Raw genomic sequence first — 25,395 nt, 5'->3', positions numbered from 1 at the left:
AAATTTTCATTTATTTTGTAATTTAGCAATTTCAATAATAAACATGAGACGAAAAATAACGCTCCTATCCTTAATCGCCTTTACTTCAGCGCTTTACGCTCAAAGAAACACGATCGAATGGAACGGCTCAAAAATTCAAGACTTTGGTGACACAAAATTAAATCTTCCCATTTTCAAAAATGAAGGTTTTTCTTTCAGCCAAAATAACGTTTTTATAGCAACCAAGCAAAAAATCGGAGAAAAGCAATTGAAAGTTTCAGATCTTGCCTGGGAGACAGTTTCCAACAAAGATTTATTTGAATTGAGTAAAGAAACTTTACCTGATCATGATATTGCTGATGTTTCTTATTTTACTTTGGAAGGAGAAAGATATGCCGCCATCAATGTAGCATTATTTAAAAACATTAATGGACGTGTTCAAAGATTATCTTCTTTTAATATTACCGAATCTTCTGCCCCATTAAACACTTCAGGCGGAATCAATAAAATAGGAACAACAAACAATCCTCTATCCAGTGGTAATTTTTATAAAATAAAAGTTGACAAATCCGGGATATTTAAAATTACGTCTCAATTTTTAAGAGATAATGGAATTAATCCGTCTTCTGTAAATCCTAAAAATTTCAGAATTTATGGAAATGGAGGAATTATGCTTCCTGAATTTAACCAGGACCCAAGGTTTGATGCTTTACAGGAAAATGCCATTCAGGTAGTAGGTGAAGATGACGGGGTATGGAATGATAACGACTATGCTCTTTTCTACGCTCAAGGTCCGAACGGATATAATATTTATAGTACCACGAATGGAAATGGCTTCAAAAGAACAGATACCAGATCCGATAGAAGTAACAACGTAAAAAATATATACGAAGACTTTTCATATTATTATATTAACTTCGACAAAGGTCTGGGTAAAAGAGTTCAAACCATTGACGGTAACCTGCCCGCTCAGCTTATTACAAGATATGATGACTATCAAGTCATCAATAACGATCAGAAAAATCTCTTAAAAATAGGAAGAACATGGGTAGAAGATACCCCTTTTACAACTGAAAAGACCGTTACCTTTACTACCAAATCTCCGATACAAGCTACTGATGTCATCAGATATGGCACACGCGTAATAGGTTATACTGCACAACAAAATACACTTGAGTTCAAAATCAACGATCAAAACCCAACTACATTTACAGTCCCTGCAGATCAGTCTACCTATCAGTTTGTTTTCTATCCCATGAAATACCCCAGGACTGCGAATCAGATCACAAACCTGACAGGGAATCAAATTACATTTAAATATACCCCGAATATTTCTGTAAATCCTAACGGAACGTTTTATTTGGATTATGCTGAAGTACAGTATAAAGAAAACCTTGCCTTCAATGGTTCACAGATGAACTTCAGGGATTATTCCATTGTAAGTGGCAGTAATGAAAACTATGGATTCAGTATTTCCAATGCATCTAATATAGAACAGGTATGGGATGTTACCGATATTACCAATGCTAAAAGAACTGTTAATAAAGCAGGTGCAGGATCTTTCAATTTTGCTTATATCGCTGCTGATCAGAATTTTAATAATGAATTCGTAGCATTCCGGGCTGATGCGGCTTTCAGTCCACAATTTGTAGGCAGAATCGGTAATCAGAACCTTTCCGCTTTGCAAAATATAGATTATTTGATACTTACAGTTCCTGAAATGATGGGACAGGCACAAAGACTTGCCAATTATCATCAGAACAAAAACAATTATAAGGTAGAAGTTGTAGATGTTAATAAAATCTATGAAGAATTCGGAAGCGGAAGTAAAGACCTTACCGCTGTAAGAGATTTTGTCACCAAATTAAATGCTCCTCAAGGGAGGCTTAAATATGTGTTTATTCTTGGAGATGCGTCCTATGATTATAAAAACAGAATTTCTAACAACAATAATATTGTAAGCGGATACGAAAGTGAATATTCCAATGATCTTATATCTTCATTTATTACAGATGATTATATAGTCATGACCCAGCCACAAACTGCAGCTATTATTGAAAATAATTTACCAGATTTACCTGTAGGAAGGATTCCGGCAGCCAATGTTACTGAAGCAGGAGACATGATCAACAAAACACTGGCTTATTACAATGCACAACCGGGGCAATCCAGTCCATTTGGTGAATGGCGTATGAAACTGGATTTTGTGGTAGACGATGCAGCTGATGGAGGCGGTCCGTTTCATAATGTGGTAAACAGTACATTAGTAGATACATTTGAGCAGCCCGGGCAACAGGAACTTAAGGAATACAATGTAAAAAAACTTTACCTGGATGCTTTCCCTGCTCAGAGTACAGCTGCAGGACCAAGATATCCACAAGTCAATCAAGCCATTTCCAATGCAATCGGAAACAGCTTATATTTATTATATTTCGGACACGGAGGAATCAATGGGTGGGCTCAAGCCAGAGTATTAACAGCTACGGAAGTTCAAAACGTCAACAACTATTCTAACGTATACAGTAGATTCCCGTTTGTATCTACAATTACCTGTGACTTTACATTATGGGATGATCCGGCTATCAACTCAGTCGGTGAGCAATTTATTAAAACAAAACAAGGAGGTGCTACAACAATGATTACCTCCAGCCGGGCTATTGGTGTAGATTACGGACGAACTTTCACAGATTCTTATATCAAGAATATTTTTAAATTAACCAACGATGACTTCAGTTCTTTAGGATATTCTCATTTAAATGCAAAAAAACAATACGGAGCCAACAGTAATCACTTAAAAGTAAATCTTCTGGGAGATCCTGCTATGAAATTGAGCAGACCTCAAAGATTTTTGGTAATAGATAATATTGAAACTCCAGTTCCAGGTTTAATCAGAGGATTGGATTTTGTAAAAGTAAAAGGACATATCAACAACCCTAACGGGACATTAAACAATACTTTTAACGGAAGAGTTTCCATCAATATTTTTGATAAAAGATTAAACAAACAAACCTTAAACAACAATGGAGCCCTCTCTCCCGTATTAAGTTATACCGAAGAAGGAAGCCCGATTGTAAAAGCTGCCGGAACAGCAGTAAATGGAGTTTTCACTGCTGAATTCTATGTTCCAAAAGACATCAATTATGCTGTAGGACAAGGCAGGATATTAGCCTATGCCGATAACAAGGTGTCGGATGTTTTCAACAATCAGGCTGTACAGGTAGGTGATATCAATCCTAACGGAGTGAATGACAACCAACCTCCAAAAGTAAAATTATACATGAATAACACCAACTTTGCTGATGGTGGAATTACCAATCAAAACCCAATGCTTTTGGCATGTCTTACAGATGATACGGGAATTAACTCTACCGGATCAGGAGTTGGTCATGACATTACCACTTACTTGGATGGACAAATCATCAATACAGTTGTGTTAAATGATTTCTATTCTGCAGGGGAAGGAAACGGATGTTTAAATCCAAGTCTTGCCGACTATCAAAAAGGAAATGTAACCTACCCATTCAAAAATCTGGCAATTGGCCAACATCAGTTAACATTTAAAGTTTGGGATATAAACAATAATTCGACAACTGCTACGTTAAATTTTGAAGTTAAGGATGAATCCGATCAACACTTAGTGATCAACCGACCGTTGAACTGGCCAAATCCTTTTACAAATAAGACTTACATTCAGTTTGAGCATAACTGTGATGATATCCTGAATGTGAATGTACAGATTTATACAATTACCGGAAGATTGGTAAGAACATTATCACAACCCGTAGTTGCAGAACCATTCCTACAAGGCTTTAGAACCCCTCGACAAGCTATAGAATGGGATGGAAGAGATGATTTTGGGTCTACAGTAGCAAAAGGTACGTATATTTTTAAGATATTTGCAAAAAGTCAAAATCAAGAAAAATGCAAAGGAAGTGCTACAGCTGTAGAAAAAATGGTACTTTTGAAATAATTGAATAATACATAGACAATAAAATTAATAAAAAACTGATAATATATAAAAGACAACATATGAATTTAACTACTAAACTGCTTTTAGGATTTGGTTTAAGTGCTGGTTTTCTAGGCTATTCGCAAGATTTAGGTAAAGTTGGCCCAGTACTTACCGGAGCTCCTTTTCTAAGAATTGCACCGGATGCAAGATCTGGAGGTATGGGAGATCAAGGGGTAGTAACATCTCCGGATGCATTTTCACAATTCTGGAATGCTGCAAAATATCCTTTTAGCAGAACAAGTTCTTCCATAGGTCTTAACTATACACCTTATATGGGAAAACTTACCAATGACGTATTTTTACTTTATGGATCATTCCATAAATTCTTGGGGCAGGAAGAAAGGTCTACCATTTCCGCAAGTATCTATTATTTCAATATGGGGCAAGTGGATCTTACCCAGTTGGTAGGTACCGAAGTAGCTTCAATGGGTACATCAAAACCAAATGAATTCTCTATTGACGTTGCCTATGGTTTGAAACTTTCTGATTCCTACTCAATGGCTGTTACAGGTAGATTCATCCGTTCAGACTTAGCCGGTGGGTTCAATACAGATACAACACTTAAAGCTGCTAACTCTTTCGCAGTAGATGTTTCAGGATACTATACTTCACCAAGATTCTCAAGTATCGGAGGATATGACGGAAAAGTAAATGCAGGTTTTGCCATCCAGAACCTGGGTCCGAAATTGGATTATACTGGAAATGAAGAATCAAGATCCTATCTTCCGACTATGGCAAGATTAGGGGTTGGATATGATATGTATCTGGATGATATGAACAGAATCGGAATCAGCGTTGAAGGTTCAAAGCTTTTAGTTCCGGGAGCTGAATATGTAGGAATAAACCCTAATACAAGACAACCTGATTACCAGATTCCCAACGTAGGGGTAATGGCAGGTATTGGAAAATCTTTCAAAAATAAGAACAGTATCATGTATAGCGGCGCTATTGAATATTCATATGATAATGCTTTTTCCGTAAGAGGAGGTTACTTCAATGAAAGTGCAGAGCAAGGAGCAAGACAGTTTGCTACAGCTGGTATTGGCCTAAAATACCGTTCTTTCGGACTGGATCTTTCTTACCTGATTAATATGTCTAAGATCAATACTGCTCTAGACAATACACTTCGTTTCGGTCTTACATGGAACATCGGAGATGAAACATCAAACAATGATCGTTAAAATAACATCAATTATATAAAAGCCTCATCATCATGAGGCTTTTTTGTTGGAATCAAATAAAGCTTATGAAAAAACGTTCCATTATACTTTTGTTCTTTTTAAGCTGCTGTCAATACTACTTAGCACAGACCAATCTGGTTGGAAAAAGTTTTAGAGCCGTCATAGGAAGTGTATGTGAAGAAACGACAAAACCGGACCCGTGTGCCGGATATATGATTTACCTGGTATTAGATTTTCAAAAAAATCATGTGAACATCACCGAAAAAAATGTAAGATCCTGCAAGGAATTTATCAAATATCAGATTAATGCAACCTGGAAATTGAATTCAAACGGTGAAATTATATTCTCCTACTCTTCTCCACCTTCTAAAGAGAGTTTTTTACATGGATTCCGTTTACAACAAAAAGGGAATACCTTACTTGGATACAGAAAAGACTGGCAAGACGAAATGATTGAATATACCTTTGAAAAAGTTCAATAGATGAATGGTCAGTCTGCTTTGTCAGTTAATTTTCAATATCCCTTTACAGACAAAAGCCCGCCCATTAATAATTACAAAAAACAATTATTAAAAAAATATAACATTTAAGTGTATAAAAGTATCTTCTTTATAGGGCATTTTTTGTTTTCAATAGTTATTTTTGTAGTATGAACTATTCGGCGGAGCTAAAAAAATTTGTAACGAGTCAATATGTATATTCTGCCATCAGAATTACATTAGCCACCGTTCTGCCTTGTTTAGTCCTTGCCCACTTTGGAATTCTAAAGGAATACTTCCTTTTCCCGCTTGGAACCAGTTTTGTAGCCCTTACCGATCAACCCGGACCTTTCATTCGAAGAAGAAACGCCCTTGCTTTTGCTATTTGCTGTTTTGTTTTTGTCGCCACCATTGCCAGTCTGGTAATGAACTTCAAAATATTAGTTCTTCTTGAAATCGTTGCTTTTGGAATGTTCTTCTCGCTGATTGGTGTCTATGGCCAAAGATTGGCTGCTGTAGGGTCATTATCCCTGGTAGTACTTGCCATTTTTATTGACGGTCACCTTACAGGAAACAATATTTTAAAAAGTTTATTAATCTTCGCCAGCGGTTGTATATGGTTTTTACTTATCTTCCTTGTAGTAACCACTATCCGTCCATACAAACTGGCAGGACAAATGATTGGAGAAAATTATCTTCAACTCGCAGAGTTCTTAAAAATTAAAGCCAACTATTACCAAAAAAGCCCGGATTTCGATAAGCTTACAACGCAGGTTATTGCGAAACAAATAGAAATCAAAAATCTTCAGGAAGATACCAGAGAGACTGTTTTTAAAACCAGAACGATTGTCAATGAATCTACGACCACCAGTCGTCTATTAATGTTGATGTTTCTGAATTCTATGGACCTTCATGAGAAGCTGATGACTTCCGAAAGTGATTACCAAAAGCTACAACAGAGTTTTGAGGACAGCATGATTCTGGTCAACATCCACGATTACCTCAACCTTTTAGCCGAAGAAATTACCAATATCGGAATTGCCCTCCAAAGCGGAACCAGAGCAAAACCAATGTTCAATCTGGAACTTGAATTAAAGAATCTTAATTACAATTATTTCGAACTTAGAAATAAACAACTGTCTTCTGATAATCTGGAAAACTTCATGATCCTGCGTCAAATTCTGATGCGCATCAATGAAATTACCAAAGAGATCAATGAGATTTATAAAGTATTTTCTCAAAACGTAAAACTGGCAAAAAGTTTATCCACCGGATTAGACTTGAAAAAATTTATGCCCAATGAGCCTAAACTTAATGCCAAAGTTTTAAGAAATAATATATCACTGTCCTCCTCCCACTTTCGCCATGCGATAAGGATTACCACTGCTTTATTGCTAGGATATCTTTTCTCTATGTTTGACTTTCTGGGACTAGGCCACACCTATTGGATATTAATTACCATTACAGCGATCTTAAAACCCGCATACTCCATTACCAAACAACGAAACCTGCTTCGACTTTACGGAACAGTTACCGGGGCTACAATTGCTTATATCATCCTGCATTTCATACACATTAATAGTGTGTTATTAGCCATTCTCCTGATCAGTATGATCATGTGCTTCAGCTTTTTGAAAGGACGATATTTTTGGGCTGTATTATTCATGACCATCTATGTTTTCCTTAGTTTTAATTTCTTAAATCCGGGAAAAGTAAATATTATTTTCAAAGACAGAGTTCTAGATACAGCGATTGCCGGAATTATAGCTTTTGCTGTTTCTTATATTGTATTGCCGGTTTGGGAGCATACCCAGAACCTGGATCTGATGAAAAAGTCGGCTGAAGATAACCTCATCTATTTTCAGAGTGTGATTTCTAAATTCTTAAAAGGAAATTTCGATATTGAAGATTATAAAGTAAAGCGAAAGAATGCTATTATTTCTTTGGCCAATCTTTCGGATAATTTCCAAAGGATGATTTCGGATCCTAAAAACCAGCAAAAAAAATTAGAAGTTGTCCACCAGTTTGTAGCCACCTCACATCTTATTACAGCTTATACAGCTTCTCTTTCTCAATACTCTAAAAGCAATGAACAATACCCTGAAGTAGATGCAGAAAACTGGAGCAGAAAAATTGAAGCAGAAATGCAGCAAACCTCAACGTTATTAAATGGAGAGGACATCAGCGAAACCCTTAAAATGGAAAGCCGCCTGGAACCAGAAGATTCTTTCATTGAAGATATGCTCATGAAAAGAAAAACAGAGATCGAGGAAAATGATATCGTCGACAGAAGGGATCCGGATAAGATTTCACATTTAACAGAACTTAAAAATATCCTGGATATCCTCGAACTGATCTATGATGTTGCCAAAGAACAACGAAAAGTGATTGAAAAATATAGAAATGAGAAACACGCTACTCCTCCACAATCGTAAAACAGTAGTCGTCAAAAAATTCAACTCTCGCTTTAAATTCATCCGAAAACTGATCATCATAAACTCTGCAGCTTATTTTATGAAGATGCTTCAACTCAAAAGGCTTTACTTCATAATTTTTTTTCAAAGACCAGTATTTTGAGTGGTGAATCTTGTACATACTCTCCTTTACACTCCAGATAATGGTATAAAAAGTATCAGCCTTATCCTCAGGAATAAATCCACGCTCATTTTCATACGTGAATTTATCAATTACCCTCATAATTTTAGCGTTAAACTTTTCTACATCAATCCCAATTTTATTCCTGGAAATAGCAATTGCAGCAAAAGGAAAAGAATGAGTAATGGAAATTTCCGCATCTTTGGGAGAAAGAAAAGGTTCCCTTTCTTTGTATAAAATCTTAGAATTGGGCTTTAAACCCTTCAAAAGTTTACGCACCATCAATACCTCCAATAGCTTCTTAGGATGGTAATCCTTTACTTTTTCGGCATTTTCCGGCTCAAGAAGCTCATTGATATCAAGTTCGTCGCTCTCATCATACTTCCAAACAAGGATTGTGGCATTGTCATCTGAAAAATCTCGGTAAAGGGGCATATTTTTGGTCAGCAGGATTTTAGTTTGTAAATTTGCGAAAAATTTTTCAGATAGATGGAATCAACAACTCAATACCTTCCTTATAAAGTTAAGGATATCTCCCTAGCAGAATGGGGAAGAAAAGAAATTACTCTTGCAGAGGCTGAAATGCCCGGTCTAATGGCTATCCGTGAAGAATACGGACCGTCTCAACCCCTTAAAGGAGCAAGAATTGCGGGATGTCTTCACATGACAATCCAAACAGCGGTACTTATCGAGACATTAGTCGCTTTAGGAGCTGAAGTTACTTGGTCTTCTTGTAATATTTTCTCTACTCAGGATCACGCTGCTGCTGCTATCGCTGCTGCAGGAATTCCGGTTTACGCTTGGAAAGGTCTAAATGAAGAAGAATTTGACTGGTGTATTGAGCAGACTTTATTCTTCGGAGAAGACAGAAAACCATTAAACATGATCTTAGATGATGGTGGTGATTTGACAAACATGGTTTTTGACAGATACCCTCAATTCACTAAAGATATTAAAGGTCTTTCTGAAGAAACAACGACAGGAGTACACAGATTGTACGAAAGAATGAAGAATGGAACTTTAGTAATGCCTGCAATCAACGTAAACGATTCAGTAACTAAATCTAAGTTTGATAACAAATACGGATGTAAAGAATCTGCAGTAGATGCTGTAAGAAGAGCTACAGACGTAATGTTAGCAGGAAAAAGAGTGGTAGTTTGCGGATACGGAGACGTAGGTAAAGGTACTGCTGCATCTTTCAGAGGAGCAGGATCTATTGTTACGGTTACAGAAATCGACCCGATCTGTGCCCTTCAGGCTGCTATGGACGGTTATGAAGTAAAAAGATTGGATACTGTAGTAGATAACGCAGATATCATCATTACTACAACCGGTAACTTTAACATCGTAAGAGGAGAGCACTTCCTTAAAATGAAAGATAAAGCGATCGTTTGTAACATCGGACACTTCGATAATGAAATCGATATGGCTTGGTTAAACCAAAACTACGGTCACACTAAATCTGAAGTGAAGCCACAAGTAGACATCTACAACGTAGAAGGAAAAGAAGTAATCATCCTTGCAGAAGGAAGATTGGTAAACTTAGGATGTGCAACAGGACACCCAAGTTTCGTAATGTCTAACTCTTTCTCTAACCAGACTTTGGCTCAGATCGAATTATGGAACAACTCTGCTGCTTATAAAAACGAAGTATACATGCTTCCTAAGCACTTAGATGAAAAAGTAGCTGCTTTACACCTTAAGAAATTAAGCGTAGAGCTAGAAACTCTTTCTCCTGAACAAGCTGAGTACATTGGAGTAGATGTAAAAGGACCATTCAAACCTGAGTACTACAGATACTAAGATTTTTAATCTTTATAATACAAAAGACTTTTCAATATTTTGGAAAGTCTTTTATTTTCTTTAAGAAGCTATTCTCGCTATCCGCTCATACTCCTCGCTCCAAAGCTAACACCAAGACATGCTGCGGGGTAACCGCTACTATCGAGGCTAGGATGATGAGTAATGAGTAATGAATAATCATTGATAATTGATGAATGATGAGCGCTAGTGAATGAAAACAACAGCAGACATTCCATACAAAAAAGTAAACGTTGCATATCCGTAAACATCTGTGAAAATCTGTGTAATCCGTGGTTGATCTAAAATCATCAAAATAAATTTTCTCTACGCTTCTTTATTTTCCTCATACTCCTTTTCTATTATAAACATTGGAGGTTGTCTAAAAAGTCAAATAATTTTGGCTTTTGTCATTCTGACGTAGGAAAAATCTCATTGATTATCATTCATTTGAGATTCTTCACTCCACTTCATTTCGTTCAGAATGACACTTTTTAGACAGCCTCTCATTAAAAACAAAATTCCGTTGGCTTTAAACTTATGATAAAGTAACGATCCAGAGCACAATACGTTCACTTTTAAAGCTGTTGCTTCATCCGTATTTTACCCATATTTTCCCTTTATTATAGCTAAGTTTATAAAAAATGGATATATTTAGCCTTTTAAATAAAACATTAAATACATGAAAAAACAAAGAGTATCGAATGCATTCGTCGCAGCATCGTGGGTCGCATTAGGAGCAGGAATGATCGGCTATATTGTAGGTCTTGCAAGAGCTGAAATGCTGCTGAATGAAAAAGGTTATTATTTTACCATCCTCCTTTATGGCTTATTTGCCGTAGTTTCATTGCAGAAAGCCGTTCGTGATAAACTAGAGAATATTCAGGTAACAGATATTTATTATGGAATTTGCTGGTTTGCTACCTTATCTTCAATTGTTCTACTCGCTATCGGACTTTGGAATGCAACCATACTTCCAAGTGAAAAAGGATTCTATGCATTTGCATTTCTCCTCGCTCTTTTCGGAGCAATTGCCGTACAGAAAAATACACGAGACAATATGATTCAGGAATAATAAAAAACTCTCCATTTTTGGAGAGTTTTTTCATAATTTACTTCAAATTATTGATCAAAATGATTAGGGTGTTGATTTTTGATATCATCTACTGTCCCCAATACTTTATCTTTCAAAGAGTCCTGATATTTTTGAAGATTTTCAGCCACCTGAACATCTGCACTTCCTAAAATTTTAGCAGCTAAAATCCCTGCATTTAAAGCTCCGTTCAAAGCTACTGTGGCTACCGGAATTCCACCCGGCATCTGAAGAATAGACAAAACAGAATCCCATCCGTCAATAGAATTACTGGATAAAATAGGTACTCCGATTACGGGAAGCGTCGTACAGCTCGCTACCATCCCTGGAAGATGTGCAGCCCCTCCTGCTCCGGCAATAATCACTTTTAAGCCTCTTTCCTTAGCTGTTTTAGCATAATCGAACATTCTTTCCGGCGTTCTGTGTGCTGAAACAACAGTCAATTCATAAGGGATATCCAGGCTTTTTAGAAAATTTGCGGCCTGTTCCATGATCGGCAGATCACTCTGACTGCCCATAATAATTCCTACCATCTTCAATTTTATTAGATGTTCAAAGATAAAAAATTTAAAACTGACGTTAAAATTTAGTGTAAAAGTTTAAAATTTACATTAAAAATAATTTTTTCAACGTAAATAATAAACACCATTCACCACTGTACAATAAAAATCTACTTATCTACAATCTGTATCTGTGAAAAATAAACCATCTGCATCCATAACATTTATTTTAAAACAGGTAAATTTGCCTATTACACCACATTTTCCTTGAAAGATTATAAACTTATTTTTGCTGTTTTTACTGTTGCTATTGTCTGGGGAACCACATTTTTAGCTATCCGTATTGCTGTAGAAACCATCCCTGCATGGTTTGTTGCTGGAATCCGCCAGCTATTCGCTTCAATTATTATGCTTGTTATACTCCTTTCAAGAAAAGAGTTTAAATGGATTGGATGGAAAAATCTGAAATATCAGATTATTTTTTCTTCCCTTATGTTGATCATCGCTAACGGTATGGTTACAGTAGCCGAAGAAAGTGTATCCAGTAGTCTGGCATCACTCATCAGTGCCTGTGCTCCTATTTTAGTCTTTTTGGGAAGTCTTGCTATCGGATTACAAAAATTCAGTTTTCGCGCTATGTCCGGAGTACTAATATGTTTCAGTGGGGTACTTTTTGTTTTCTGGGACGGACTTAAAGATTTGGCCAACCCTGACTACAGAACAGGAATGCTTTTTCTTTTTTGTGCCATTTCAGGATGGGCATCGGGAACCATTTTTACTAAAAAATTGAATATCCAGAGTGGAAATATCACTTTAAACCTATTTTATCAGTTTTTATTTGCAGGAATTGTTCAGGTAATCTTTGCGTTTCTGTTTTCAGAGAATTACAATTTTGGAAACTGGACATTGAAAAGCATTTCTGCTATGCTATATCTTTCTGTATTTGGGTCTGTAACTGCATTTTTTGCATTTCATTATGCTTTAACTAAAATTTCACCGGTACAGGTTTCTATTCTTGCCTATATCAATACCATCATTGCAATATTTTTGGGTTGGCTTATTATGGATGAAAAGATTTCCTTTAAATTTATTCTTGCTACAGCATTAATTATTTGTGGAGTTTTCATTATCAATTACAAACCCGGAATGTTTAAAAGACAGAGCATCGAATAATTTCATATTCAATCTAGCACCCTGTTTTTTACAGCTAAATGCCCAAAGATGCTTGTATATTTTTTCGCTCGCTGATTAAGCAGATGCAGCAGATTCATAAAAAATCTTTGATTTTTAAAGCTTAAGTGAACTTCTATGCACAAAGCTTGTCACTTAAAAAACTTAAGTGTTCAGAAACTTTTGTCCCTTTTGCGGTTATTCTTTTCCCACAGATGCCACGGATTTACACAGATATTACCGCATAATTTGAGACTCGCAGATTAAACAGATAAAGCAGATCTACATAAAAATCCTTGATTTTTAAAGCTTAAGTGAACTTCTATGCACAAAGCTTGTCACTTAAAAAACTTAAGTGTTCAGAAACTTTTGTCCCTTTTGCGGTTATTCTTTTCCCACAGATGCCACGGATTTACACAGATATTACCGCATAATTTGAGACTCGCAGATTAAACAGATAAAGCAGATCTACATAAAAATCCTTGATTTTTAAAGCTTAAGTGAACTTCTATGCACAAAGCTTGTCACTTAAAAAACTTAAGTGTTCAGAAACTTTTGCGACTTTTGTGGTTAAATCTTTCCCACAGATAGTACAAATTTTCACAAATCTTCATACAAAAAACACATCACATCCCTTCCTTCAAAAAAAGATTTTAAGATCATGAATTATTCTATTTCTCCTCTTTTCAGAGAACGAAGGACAGGAACATCTGTACAGTCGTAATTTGCCTCATTTCCATTTTTTCCTTATATTGTATACTCAACCCATACAACATGCTAAAAAACACATTTTTTATTCTTCTTGCAGGCTCTTTTCTTTTGGTAAGCTGTGATTACAAAGAAAAAGAAAAGAATCTGACGGATAGAGAAAAACAACTCCTCGAGAAAGAACAATTATTTGCAAAAAAAGAATCCGAATATCAATCACTTTTAAAAATGAGAGACAGCATTTTTACCAAAAAAGATTCAGTGATTGCTACGGCTATATGGCCAACAGAAATTTCAGGAGCCTGGAATGGAAAAGTAATCTGCACAGAATCCAATTGTAGTGATTATGCTATAGGAGATCAGCGTACAGACATCTGGGAATTTGATAATGATTCCACTCAACCTATTGCCAAGATTATCAACAACAATAATCTTGTAAGGGTATATTCCGGTAAATTTGAAAATAACGAAATTAAACTTTCCTTTAAAACTGACTCTACGGCTAAAAAAAATGTAGAAATGAATGTTCTGCTGAATGATATTTCTGCCAACAAAATCAAAGGGACAAGAAGCGTTACCTCTGACGGCTGTACTGCTAAGTTCTCTGTTGAATTAGTACGTTCTACAAAATAAGCACATATGATTTTACTGAGTATACACAATCTGAGTCTTCCTATAGAAGATCCCGTACTAAAGTTCCTATTGGTACTGGTCATTATTCTTGCGGCTCCCCTACTGCTGAATAAAATTAAAGTTCCTCATTTACTTGGACTCATTATCGCCGGAGCCATTATAGGTCCCAATGGTTTTAATGTATTATCAAGAGACAGCAGCATTGTGGTAACCGGAACTACCGGGCTGCTTTACATCATGTTTCTGGCCGGACTGGAAATTGATATGGGTGATTTTAAAAAGAACAAATGGAAAAGCCTCACGTTTGGACTTTACACCTTTATTGTTCCTTTCGTTTTAGGATATTTAGGAGGATATTATATTTTGCATTTTTCAATGCTTACCTCGATCCTATTTGCCAGTCTTTTTTCTTCTCATACCTTAATTGCCTATCCGTTAGTCAGCAAGTTGGGAATTGCCAAAAATAAAGCTGTCAATATAACGGTTGGAGGTACAATGATCACCGATATCCTTGCTTTATTGGTTCTTGCGGTAATTGTAGGAATGTCTCAGGGAGATGTAGGTACGGAGTTTTGGGTAAAACTATCTGTTTCCTTTATTCTGTTTGCATTGATTGTATTAATTGTCTTTCCTATTATAGGCCGTTGGTTTTTCAAAAAAGTGGATGATAAAATTTCACAATATATTTTTGTATTGGTAATGATTTATCTGGCTGCCATGCTTGCCGAATTAGCAGGTGTAGAAGCCATTATTGGGGCCTTCTTCGCAGGACTGGCATTAAATAGACTTATTCCTCATACCTCATCTTTAATGAACAGGGTTGAATTTGTAGGAAATGCCATCTTTATTCCTTTTTTCCTGATTAGTGTAGGAATGCTAATCGACTTCAAAGTCTTTGTTCAAAGTTGGGAAACCCTTGAGGTAGCCGGAATTATGCTGGTAGCTTCTATCGGGGGAAAATATCTTTCTGCTGTGGCCACCCAAAAAACATTCAGATTAACCAAAGAAGAAGGAAAACTGATCTTTGGATTAAGTTCTGCTTCAGCCGCTGCCACCCTGGCTTCAGTAATGGTTGGCTACAACATTATTATTTCTGAGACCGAAACCGGAGAACCCGTAAGACTATTGAACGAACATGTACTGAACGGTAGTATTTTATTGATTTTAATTTCATGTACAATATCGTCATTCATTTCTATGGCTAGTGCTCAGAAAATTGCGGAAACCGACAATGAAGATACTGTTTCCGGCAACAGTCATGAAGAAGAAAGTATCTTATTGGCTATTAATCATGAAGAAACGGTGGAAAGAATGGTCAATCTGGGGATTCTGATCAAAGCCCATTCCAATACAGAAGATTTATTTGCATTGAATGTTATTAATGAAGATAAAAATGAATCTTCCGTAAAAAATGCGGAAAAGCTTCTTCATCAGGCAGCAGACGCCGCAGCCGCAGCCGATGTCAAATTACAATCACTCAAAAGATATGATAATGACGTCATCAACGGGGTAAACAATGTCATTAAAGAACAAAAAATCACAGATCTTATTATTGGACTAGAGGATGAAAAGGGATTCTCTCCGTCCTTTGTGTACAATTTGTACAATGGTTACCTTCAGAATGATGATGTAAATGTATTGGTATACCATGCTGCACAGCCATTATCTACCATTAAAAAATATGCGGTTATGATTCCGGAAAATGCCCATAAAGAGGCCGGGTTCTTCCACGCTCTTCTAAGAGTCTGGAACATTGCCAGAAATTCCGGAGCCACAGTAGTTTTTTATGCTCCTGAAAACATTCTGGACATTCTTCAGAAAATCATTAAAAAAGCCAATATAGAAGCAGAATTTATCGTTATGAATACCTGGCAGGATGGTGAACAAACCGCTGCCCAGCTTAAAGATGATGAAGCCCTTATCATTTTCATGGCTAAACGTGGAATGCAGTCTTATATTCCTAGAATGAGACTGATTCCGGAACTGCTGAACAGATATCTGAATGATAACAATTATTTACTGATTTTTCCATTCTCCGAATATGATAAAAACAGCCCTGAGATACGGTCTGTGGGTAATCATGGCGATTTTATGGAAATCGGAAATGTGATTCAGAAGATATTCAAGTAAGGAAGAAAGGGAGAAAGGAAACTGGAGGCTGGAAGTTATTGAATAGGATAAAGAATAAATGATTCTTATTTTGTTTATTTTTTTCTTAAGAAAATCGGGAGATAATTACCCGTCTATAAGTAACTTCCTGCCTCACTTTTCCAGTTTCCAGTCTTTTTACCTATTTTTATCCAAAATTAAAATTCATTGAAAACAAAGAAGATATTCCTTTTAACAGCCGCTTTAAGCGCACAATTATCATTTGCTCAGTTTGCAAAGATTGTAGATAAAGACGGCTACGTGAATCTAAGGGAAAATGCAGATGCAAAAAGTAAAGTTATAGGAAAGATCAATTCGGAAGAAATCGTTTATATCCTTGAACATGCCCCCTCTGATAAAAACTGGCTTAATGTAGACCATCATGAAACCGGAGGATACATCCACAATTCAAGAGTGAAATATATAGGATCTTATGAACCTGTTCCTCCCATTGTTCGTGATGGAAACAAAGCTATTTTTAAATCCGGAAATATAAAAGTAGATATTGCCTCTGGAAAATTTAATTTTAAGGAAAATGAAAAGGACTTTTCCTCTACATTACAGGGTGATTTTTATAAAGAACAGCAAATTTGGGGAATAGACGGAACGATTCCTAAAACTCATTATCTCTCCATCACTGCAAAAATTGGTAACAAAACGATCCAGATTCCCACAAAAGAAATCGAAAACCTGTTTGAAGTAAATAACAAATCGACCACCTGTTATTATGACCGCAAAAATGATACGTTGTATATCACAATGAACAATTCAGATGGAGCCGGTGCCTATGTTGCTCTTTTTAAAATTGAGAAAGGAGAATATAAAGAAAGGATTTTAAAGATTCCTTTTTAATGTTTGCTTCTCACAAGTTTAGCAGATTATAAAAATCAGAATAATCGCTCGCAGATTCTATAGATTAAGCAGATAAAATAATACACAAACATTTGCAAAATCTGAATCATCCGTAAGAGTCATAAGAGCATTTAAATACAAAAAGAGAGCTATTTCAAGATAGAAACAGCTCTCTTTTTGTATTTTTATAGCTTGATTATTCCGCAATCACTCTCACCATACCTTTCACCATCACAAGCTTCTCCATCAATTCTTCTCTGGAATCAGCAAGAACATTAATGTGTCCCATTTTTCTCCCTGGTTTGGTTTCTGTTTTTCCATATAAATGAATATATGTTTCAGGAAGTCTTAGCACATCTTCTATTCCTTCATATATTACTTTTCCGGCATATCCTTCTGCTCCTACCAGATTTAGCATTCCGCTGTAAGTGATGGCATCCGTATCTGCCAAAGGTAAATTCTTCACCACGCGATACATCTGCTCAAACTGTGAATTGGTGTTCCCTTCCTGGCTCTGATGCCCGGAATTGTGTAATCTTGGAGCCGTTTCGTTCACCCAAACCTTTCCTTCTTTATCTAAAAATAATTCGATAGCAAATAAGCCCGGAGAATTTACAGCGTTCAAAAACTTGGCTGTAATAGTATCAATTTGTTCTTGAACGTCTTCCGTCAGAAGAACCGGACAAACATTGAAGTCTAATAGATTCAATTTTGGATCGGCAACCATTTCAGTCACAGGAAAAGTATTGGTTTCCCCTCTTTCATTCCTGGCTACAATTACAGAAAGTTCTTTATCAATATCCACGAGACTTTCAATCACAGAAGCTTCTGTCCAAAGGTGCTGATAATCATCTTCAGTTTTGATGACCTGTACTCCCTTTCCGTCATATCCACCCGTATTCATTTTCTGAACAAATGGCAATGGCATCATGATCTTTTCATCACTATTCCATACCACCTGAAATTCCGGACTTGGGATATCATGAGCCTTATAAAACTCTTTCTGAAGAATTTTCTGCTGAATCGTTTTAATAATATTGGCATTGGGAACCACTCTTATTCCCTGTTTTTCAAGTTCAGCCAATGCATCGGCATTTACATGTTCAATTTCAATGGTAACCACATCTTTATCCTTCCCAAAGTTTAAAACGGTTTCATAATCATTGAAGTTTCCTTGTGTAAAATACGATATATTATGACATGGTGCATCAGAAGCAGGATCCAGAGTATAAAACTCATCATCATACTTCAAAGCACTCTGTATCAGCATTCTTCCCAGCTGTCCGCCTCCCAGAATTCCTATTTTCATTTTTATTTTTATTAGATTTATCTCTTATTGAATTTTATCAATTTTTAAATATCCAAGTCCCATTGGATTTACCTGATTTTCTGCATCAGACTTTTTAAGAACGATTGAATATTTTTCTTTCATTTTTTCGGGAAGAATATCATTCACATTGAAAATATCATCGATATCCACACCATGTTTATCATCAATATGGCTCACAGCTCCTTCAAATCCCATTGTTTTGTAAAACTCGGTAGCTTTTGCCCTCTTAATGATTTCTCCCATAGAAGGTCCCACCATTAAATGTTGCTCATGAAACTCTTCAAAAAAACCTGGTTTATAACCACCTAAATTGAGAAAAAACAACTGTTCTTCAGAAGAATTTTCGCCTTTCTCTACAATTTTCACTTCATAACCATCGGCAAATTTCACTTCCTGATGGCAATCTACGTGAATTTTTCCATCCGCCTCAGGCCAGAATTCTTTCATATTCGGAACCAAGTCTTTAAGACTTTCCGCAATTCCAAAAAACACATCGTGTTGCTCAATGTTTCGTCCTTTAGGTGTTGCCCCAAGGATAACATAAAATAATTTCATTTCACTTTTCATGCATACAAAAATACGTTAAATTTATCTTTTTCAAATGTTTGGCAGACTACTACAATAATTTTATATTTGTAACATTAATTGTATCATGTCAGAAATCATCATTCTCTTCCTTGGCGCAATTTCCGCCGGTCTTTTAGGATCACTTACAGGTTTAGGGGGGGGAGTTATTATCATTCCTTTATTAACCCTTGGGTTCGGTGTTCCAATGCATTATGCCATCGGAGCATCCTTAATCTCTGTTATCGGAACTTCTTCCGGTGCAGCAGTAGCTTTTGTTAAAGAAGGCTTTACCAATATGCGAATTGGAATGTTTCTCGAAATAGCTACTACAGCCGGAGCTATTATTGGCGCTCTTGTTTCGGGGATGCTTAATCCTAATACGATCGGAATTATTTTTGCGAGTATCCTTCTTTTAACTGTTGTTTTAAACCTTAAAGGGAAACCTGACCATCAGGAACCTTTAATAAAAGGAAGTCTGGAAGAAAAGCTTAAACTTTACGGCACTTTTCCGGACAAGGGAGTATTAAAAAGTTATTCTGCAAGAAATACAGTTCCGGGATTTTTAATGATGATGTTTGCCGGTGCCATGTCCGGGCTCTTAGGAATAGGTTCCGGAGCTTTAAAAGTATTGGCTATGGACAATATGATGAAGCTTCCTTTCAAAGTTTCTACCACGACAAGTAATTTTATGATCGGAGTAACAGCAGTGGCCAGTGCACTGATCTATTTCCAAAGAGGTGAGATTATCCCGGTAATCGTAGCCCCTGTTTTGATCGGTGTGGTTGTTGGAAGTTTTATCGGTTCTAAAACATTGATGGTATCTAAAACAAAAAAGTTAAAAGTCTTTTTTGCCATTGTGATCACGATTTTGTCAATTTATATGATGTATAATGGTATCAATAAAAGCTTCAGATAATGAAAAAGAATTTTACAGACGTTGATCTGAACCGTTCCGTAGGAAATCTTCTGAGACTAGGTGTTATTCTGTCTGTGGCAACTTCATTGATTGGATTTATCAAGCTATTTACCGAAGGTTTTGAAATGCCTAAAAAATACACTTCATTAGATGTAGGTTCTTCATCAGAAAAGGTATGGTCACACTTTTGGTATTCCCTATGTAAAGGGGAAGGTATGGCAATCATTCAATTGGGAATTCTTTTATTGATTTTCACTCCTTTAATGAGGATTATTTTCGCTTTAATAGGTTATTTAAAAGAAAAAGACTACGTATATGTAGTCATTTCTTCCATTGTTCTGACAATTATGGCTGTCAGTTTTTTCGCGGGTTACGCTCATTAATGATTACATTTCATAAAACTCCAGTGGTAACTGGTCGGGATCCTGAGTAAAGAAAAATTCTTTTCCGGTAAATTCGTCTATCCTGATGTCTTCACAGTGTAGTCCTTTTTTTACCAGCTCGTTTCTTTTCTCTGTGACATTCTCAACAGAAAAAGCCAGATGCCTTAAACCACAAGCTTCCGGGCGGGAAGGTCTATGAGGAGGGGCCGGAAAAGAAAACAACTCAATGACATAATGATCCCCAATAGCCAGATCAAGCTTATAAGATTGTCTTTCTTCACGATACACTTCACGAATGATATTCAATCCCAATACTTCTGTATAGAATTTTTTTGAAATTTTGTAATCTGAACAAATAATGGCAATATGATGGATTTTCATTTTAAAAATGGTTTGTTTTATAATGGGTTTCTTTATTTAATTTCTCTACACTTTTCCTTTCTTCTGGTATCAATGATATATTGGATCTTCCAGTCATTATTCTGTTGTACTAACTGAAAACTATTAGCACCACAATGCGACAATTTTCCCTTCAAATAAAAAGAGTAAGGAGTGAATACACTTGTCAGATTTCCATCGGTGTGTATAGCTTCTATCGTAATTCTCTCATCCAGATCTCCTTTTGAAAATTGGGAAACTGATGTTATAAAATCCTGTATACTATCAGTCTTCACTATTCCTTCTTTCGTTATGGTTTGGAGAATCGCATTTTCTGTAAATACAGATTTTAAAAGTTCAGCATCTGCATTTCTCATAGCAAGAAACAGGTTACGAATAGGTTTTTCTATTTCCTGATTCTGCTGCCCGAAACAAAAACCACTGAACAAGAGAAAACTTACTACTATTTTATTCATATACGTGGGTTTATAGGATAAAAATAAGGAAAATATGTTTTGGCTAAAGCCATGGGACTTTATTCTTCATAAAAAGGTGGGCTAAAGCCCACCTCTATTGAGTTCATTTTTATAACAATCAAAAAATCCCTGGTAAAAAATTACCAAGGATTACTTTATATTTTTTTCGTTTTAAAACCTCATCATATCTTTTACTACTCCATTCTTCTGGGTATGTTGTAGTAATTCTGCTTCGATAAATGATTGGATCTTCTCTCGAGAGCTATCATTCGGAAATAGAAGGTGTACGTTTGCTCCGGCATCCAGTGTAAAGAATAGAGGAAGTCCGGTTTCTTTTCTAAAATCCCAGATCTTATTGATGACTTCCAATGTTCCTGTTTTCATTAAAATAAAAGCAGGATCACTCATCATCATCATGGCATGGAGAGTAAGTGCTTCGTGTTCCACCAATTTCATGAAGCGTTCCATATCACCATTCTTCAGAATTTCTTTCATAGGAACAAAATTTTCTCTTGCTTCCTGAAATCTTCTTTCTGCATAAGGATTCGTTTTCATCAGGCCATGTCCTACTGTTGAAGAAACACTTTTTTGCCCTTCGTGAATTAATAAAACCCAATCGTTAAAATTCTTGAATACTTCATGTATTTCAGAATCGGGATATGGCACTGCAAACAGATCGGAACTTCCTTCAACCTCCGTAGTTTCTCCCCAGACAATAAGTCCGTTATATAAACTTCTGCAGGCACTTCCACTTCCTAATCTTGCTAAAAATGAAGCTTTTTTCAAAGTTTCTTCTTCAGAAACTTTTCCTGTAAAAGTTTCATCCAATTTCATCAGGCATTTTGCAATCGCTCCGAATCCTGAAGCAGAGCTCGCTATTCCTGAACTATGCGGAAAGGTATTTTCTGTTCTGATGATATATTTACCCTTTAAAATCCAAGGGAGGTATTGTTCAATATTTTTGAAATATTTTTCGATTTTTTCAGCAAATTTCACTTCTTCATTTCCAACCAGATAAGTTTGAACAGAAAAAGGCTCATCAGCTATAAATTCCATTGAAGTATTCGTTTTACAATGATTTAAAGTATAACTGATACTTGGATTTGCCGGAATCTGATAGTCATATTTGCCCCAATATTTAATCAAAGCAATATTAGACGGACAGCTTTCTGAAACCGTTTGTGTATGAACTGTAAAATTTTGTTTTCCTATAAATTGTGTTGTCATAGTTTGATTTAAGTGATAAAACTTCTTTTTAACCACCCCGTCAAAAATTCTTTGAATTTTTGCCACCCCTCCGGAGGAGGGGAATTTTCACACTTCAGTTGTAATGAAAGTGAAAACTGGAGATCAAAAAACTTTTAATACATCTTTTCTATAATATCTGCATATTTCTTAAGAACCACATTTCGCTTAACTTTCAATGTTGGGGTGATTTCTCCGGTATTGATATCAAATTCTGCAGGCATCAATGTGAATTTTTTCACTTTCTCATAATCAGCAAGGTGATTTTGTAGCTCTTTCACTTTTTCTTTATAAAAATTGATCACTTTATCATTTTTTACAATCTCTTCCCAATTGGTAAAAGCAATATTATTATTTTTGATAAAGTCATGCAAAAATTCGAAGTTAGGAACGATCAGGGCAGAAACAAATTGTCTACCTTCTGCAATCAGCATAATCTGCTGGATGAAATTATTATTGGTTAAAAGGTTTTCAATCTGTTGTGGAGCAATATATTTTCCATTGGAGGTCTTCATCAGATCTTTGATTCTGTCCGTAATGATCAGATTACCTTTTTCATCAAATTTACCGGCATCCCCTGTCTTGAACCATCCGTCTTCTGTAAAAACTTTTTGTGTTTCTTCAGGTCTATTGTAATACCCTTTCATAATCCCATTTCCTCTCGCCTGAATTTCATCACTTTCTCCGATACGAAGTTCTACTCCGGGTAGCGGTTTTCCACTGGTTCCATGTTCAAAATGAGTCAGAGGAAAAAGAGTTAAAGTAGCCGTTGTTTCTGTTAACCCATATCCTACTGTTACGTGAATTCCCACAGATTCAAAGAATCTGGTCACTTCAGGAGATAAAGAAGCTCCTCCGCAAGGTAAGAACCATAATCTCCCACCCATTTTCTCTTTGATCTTACTGAAGACCAACATATCGGCAATAGATTCTTTGAACTTTAATCCAAAAGAAATCGGCTTTTCATTTCTTCTCAATTCTGCGGTTTCCCATCCGGTTTTTAGAGCCCAATTAAAGATTTTTTTCTTCAATGAAGAACTTTCTTCTGCTTTTTCCAAAACTCCGGCATAAACTTTCTGGAAGAATCTAGGAACGGCACACATCGTTGTAGGCTTAACCTCTTCCAATGCTTTGGCCACATTTTTCGGATCTTCGAGGAAATAAACTCTTGCTCCACCATACAGGCAAAGTAAGCTCCAGCTTCTTTCAAAAACATGACTTAAAGGTAAAAATGCCAATGAAAGCTCTTCTTCAAAGTTTTTAAATTTAAAAAATTCAAAATGGGAATCAAAAGCTTTGATGAAGTTCCCATGAGTAAGCATTACTCCTTTAGGTGTCCCGGTTGTTCCGGAAGTATAAATTAACGTCGCTGTATCTTCGTATTCTTTTTTACAGATTTCCAATTTGGGAGAAGCTTTCGCTATAAAATCTTCAAGATAAAAGCTATTGAACTCTTTCTTGATCCAAACCGCTTTCTTAGAAACGACAATCGTTTCCAGATTATTTTCTTCTTTATGTAAAAACTCAAGGCAAGCATCGTATTGAACCTGATTTCCTACTAAAACAACTTTAGCTCCGGAATCGTTAATGATATATTCTGCCTGCTCAGCATTATTTGTGGAATAAATAGGGACCGTAATTGCTCCGACCGCCATAGTAGCCAAGTCAAAAATCATCCATTCCGAAGAATTATCCGAATAGATGGCCACTTTATCATCTTCCTGAACACCTGCATTTTTTAATGCATTGGCTGTTTTAAAAACAATTTCACTGAATTTTTTCCAGCTCAGCTCTTTCCAGGCTTCATCTTTCTTTTTAAATCCAATCGCAGCTTTTACTGGATGCTTTTCTACATTTTTAAGGATAATTGCCTCTGCAAGATTCATTTCTTCAGCTTTTTGTCGTTAATATAATTATTCAGGTGAAAGTCGATACTTTCTTTTACAGGAATAAACCGATAATTCAGTTTATTTTGGATTTTGTGATTGGAAATGGTGTTGAAGGTAGATATTGCTTCAATATTCGATTTGGTAATCATTCTTAATTTTGGAATCAACCACCCAAAGAGTGTATTGGCTATTCTTCCAATATTCAATTGAGACGATGTAAGAATTTTTGCATCCTTCAATCCCAGTCTCGTTCTGATCTGTTTTCCAAGTTCTGCATATCTTTTATTTTCGGAAACAATGATAAAACGCTCCCCAAAAATATTCTGCTCCAAAAGTTCTATGGCAATTTTGGCAACATCTCTGACATCTACGTAAGTAGAACCGCCAGCAAATGTAAAGCTATTGTCTTCAAAAGTAGAAAAAAGTTCTCCACTGCTTTGATTCCAATTTCCGCTTCCTACAATCATTCCCGGATTGATAATCGCCACATTTAATCCTTCCGCAGAGGCTCTCCAGGCTTCCATTTCAGACAAATGTTTAGAAATTGCATATGCAGAATGTTCCAATTTAGGATTAAAATCAGAATCTTCGTCCAATTCTCCTTTTTCGTTAAAGTTATCCAGAACGGCTACAGAACTTACATGCAGAAATTTTTTAACTCCCGATCCTTCACAGGCAAACAAAAGACTTTCTGTACCTTTGATATTGGTCTGGTACATTTCTTTCTCATCTTTAGGATGAAAACTTACTTTTGCGGCACAGTGATAAACCTCATCAATTCCTCTTAAGGCATTATCCAGAGAGTTTTGATCATCAAAATTGACATCCACCCATTCAATTTTATTAAAAAAATCATCAGGATTTTCCGTATAAAAACTGTATGAATGCCTTACTTCGTTTAAATTGCTGCCCGGTCTTTTGGAAGCTCGTACGTCTTTACCTCTCTTAAGAAGTTCCAACACAATGATCCTCCCCAGGATTCCGGTTGCACCCGTTACAAAAACCATTAATTATGTTACTTGATTGCTGACTAAAATATGACAATATTTTCTATCCGACAA

21 protein-coding genes are annotated in these 25,395 nt (G+C 36.1%); 12 read left to right on the top strand and 9 right to left on the bottom strand.

Annotation, left to right across the window (positions count from 1 at the left end; all coding sequences use genetic code 11):
- Positions 1–43 precede the first annotated feature (43 nt).
- The 4 genes from porU (at position 44) to CW752_RS11420 (ending at position 8,086) form a co-directional block, all read left to right on the top strand.
- Complete coding sequence (porU, locus tag CW752_RS11435) at positions 44–3,949, top strand: type IX secretion system sortase PorU (protein ID WP_101239845.1); 3,906 nt, start codon at positions 44–46, stop codon at positions 3,947–3,949.
- Between the two features lie 59 nt (positions 3,950–4,008).
- Entirely contained in the window at positions 4,009–5,172 is a 1,164-nt protein-coding gene (gene porV, locus CW752_RS11430; RefSeq protein ID WP_101239844.1) for a type IX secretion system outer membrane channel protein PorV, read from the top strand.
- Between the two features lie 65 nt (positions 5,173–5,237).
- On the top strand, positions 5,238–5,654 hold the full coding sequence (locus CW752_RS11425; RefSeq protein ID WP_101239843.1) for a hypothetical protein: 417 nt from the start codon (positions 5,238–5,240) through the stop codon (positions 5,652–5,654).
- Positions 5,655–5,821: 167 nt separating this feature from the next.
- Positions 5,822–8,086, top strand: coding sequence for an FUSC family protein (locus tag CW752_RS11420; RefSeq protein WP_101239842.1), 2,265 nt, complete (start codon positions 5,822–5,824; stop codon positions 8,084–8,086).
- Here the strand turns inward: CW752_RS11420 and CW752_RS11415 are convergent.
- Complete coding sequence (locus tag CW752_RS11415) at positions 8,067–8,681, bottom strand: 4'-phosphopantetheinyl transferase family protein (protein ID WP_101239841.1); 615 nt, start codon at positions 8,679–8,681, stop codon at positions 8,067–8,069. The two genes, CW752_RS11420 and CW752_RS11415, sit on opposite strands and share 20 nt — an antisense overlap.
- A 54-nt stretch (positions 8,682–8,735) precedes the next feature.
- Here CW752_RS11415 and ahcY point away from each other — a divergent pair, with 54 nt between their 5' ends.
- Positions 8,736–10,049: an adenosylhomocysteinase gene (gene ahcY, locus CW752_RS11410; RefSeq protein ID WP_101239840.1), complete on the top strand. Its 1,314-nt coding sequence runs from the start codon at positions 8,736–8,738 to the stop codon at positions 10,047–10,049.
- A gap of 679 nt (positions 10,050–10,728) precedes the next feature.
- Complete coding sequence (yiaA, locus tag CW752_RS11405) at positions 10,729–11,121, top strand: inner membrane protein YiaA (RefSeq protein WP_101239839.1); 393 nt, start codon at positions 10,729–10,731, stop codon at positions 11,119–11,121.
- Positions 11,122–11,168: 47 nt separating this feature from the next.
- Here the strand turns inward: yiaA and purE are convergent, their stop codons facing one another.
- Positions 11,169–11,672, bottom strand: coding sequence for a 5-(carboxyamino)imidazole ribonucleotide mutase (purE, locus tag CW752_RS11400; protein ID WP_101239838.1), 504 nt, complete (start codon positions 11,670–11,672; stop codon positions 11,169–11,171).
- A gap of 234 nt (positions 11,673–11,906) precedes the next feature.
- On the opposite strand from purE, the gene CW752_RS11395 reads away from it, so the two are divergent.
- The 4 genes from CW752_RS11395 to CW752_RS11380 all read left to right on the top strand — a co-directional run bounded on the left by CW752_RS11395 (position 11,907) and on the right by CW752_RS11380 (position 17,150).
- Complete coding sequence (locus CW752_RS11395; protein ID WP_101239837.1) at positions 11,907–12,812, top strand: DMT family transporter; 906 nt, start codon at positions 11,907–11,909, stop codon at positions 12,810–12,812.
- A 771-nt stretch (positions 12,813–13,583) separates the two neighbouring features.
- The gene (locus CW752_RS11390) at positions 13,584–14,150 is read left to right on the top strand and encodes a hypothetical protein (protein WP_101239836.1); all 567 of its coding nucleotides are present in this window, start codon (positions 13,584–13,586) and stop codon (positions 14,148–14,150) included.
- Positions 14,151–14,156: 6 nt separating this feature from the next.
- Positions 14,157–16,280 (top strand): cation:proton antiporter, encoded by a 2,124-nt coding sequence (locus CW752_RS11385; RefSeq protein ID WP_101239835.1) that lies wholly within the window; start codon positions 14,157–14,159, stop codon positions 16,278–16,280.
- A 186-nt stretch (positions 16,281–16,466) separates the two neighbouring features.
- Positions 16,467–17,150 carry an SH3 domain-containing protein gene (locus CW752_RS11380; RefSeq protein WP_101239834.1) on the top strand — a complete coding sequence of 228 codons (684 nt, stop codon included), beginning with the start codon at positions 16,467–16,469 and terminating at the stop codon, positions 17,148–17,150.
- 196 nt (positions 17,151–17,346) lie between these two features.
- Here the strand turns inward: CW752_RS11380 and CW752_RS11375 are convergent, their stop codons facing one another.
- Positions 17,347–18,459, bottom strand: coding sequence for a 5-(carboxyamino)imidazole ribonucleotide synthase (locus CW752_RS11375; protein ID WP_101239833.1), 1,113 nt, complete (start codon positions 18,457–18,459; stop codon positions 17,347–17,349).
- 24 nt (positions 18,460–18,483) lie between these two features.
- Positions 18,484–19,035 carry a DUF1543 domain-containing protein gene (locus CW752_RS11370; RefSeq protein WP_101239883.1) on the bottom strand — a complete coding sequence of 184 codons (552 nt, stop codon included), beginning with the start codon at positions 19,033–19,035 and terminating at the stop codon, positions 18,484–18,486.
- Between the two features lie 97 nt (positions 19,036–19,132).
- Between CW752_RS11370 and CW752_RS11365 the strand changes: the two genes are divergently transcribed.
- Positions 19,133–19,963 (top strand): sulfite exporter TauE/SafE family protein, encoded by an 831-nt coding sequence (locus tag CW752_RS11365; protein ID WP_101239832.1) that lies wholly within the window; start codon positions 19,133–19,135, stop codon positions 19,961–19,963.
- Positions 19,963–20,346: a DUF1634 domain-containing protein gene (locus tag CW752_RS11360; protein ID WP_101239831.1), complete on the top strand. Its 384-nt coding sequence runs from the start codon at positions 19,963–19,965 to the stop codon at positions 20,344–20,346. Before CW752_RS11365 ends, CW752_RS11360 begins: the two co-directional genes overlap by 1 nt.
- A gap of 3 nt (positions 20,347–20,349) precedes the next feature.
- On the opposite strand, the gene CW752_RS11355 is transcribed toward CW752_RS11360, so the two are convergent.
- The 5 genes from CW752_RS11355 to CW752_RS11335 form a co-directional block, all read right to left on the bottom strand.
- Positions 20,350–20,727, bottom strand: a complete 378-nt coding sequence (locus CW752_RS11355; protein WP_101239830.1) for a VOC family protein — start codon at positions 20,725–20,727, stop codon at positions 20,350–20,352.
- Positions 20,728–20,759: 32 nt separating this feature from the next.
- Positions 20,760–21,200, bottom strand: coding sequence for a nuclear transport factor 2 family protein (locus CW752_RS11350; RefSeq protein WP_101239829.1), 441 nt, complete (start codon positions 21,198–21,200; stop codon positions 20,760–20,762).
- 171 nt (positions 21,201–21,371) lie between these two features.
- Positions 21,372–22,427 (bottom strand): diphosphomevalonate/mevalonate 3,5-bisphosphate decarboxylase family protein, encoded by a 1,056-nt coding sequence (locus CW752_RS11345; protein WP_101239828.1) that lies wholly within the window; start codon positions 22,425–22,427, stop codon positions 21,372–21,374.
- 134 nt (positions 22,428–22,561) lie between these two features.
- Entirely contained in the window at positions 22,562–24,331 is a 1,770-nt protein-coding gene (locus tag CW752_RS11340) for an AMP-dependent synthetase/ligase (protein WP_101239827.1), read from the bottom strand.
- On the bottom strand, positions 24,328–25,341 hold the full coding sequence (locus CW752_RS11335; protein WP_101239826.1) for an NAD-dependent epimerase/dehydratase family protein: 1,014 nt from the start codon (positions 25,339–25,341) through the stop codon (positions 24,328–24,330). The genes CW752_RS11340 and CW752_RS11335 overlap by 4 nt, the downstream gene beginning before the upstream one ends.
- Between the last annotated feature and the right edge of the window lie 54 nt (positions 25,342–25,395).

The sequence above is a fragment of the Chryseobacterium sp. PMSZPI genome, from assembly GCF_002835665.1.
GTDB lineage: Bacteria > Bacteroidota > Bacteroidia > Flavobacteriales > Weeksellaceae > Chryseobacterium.
Note: the sequence above shows the minus strand (reverse complement) of the source record. Positions and strands in the feature narration are given on the sequence as shown.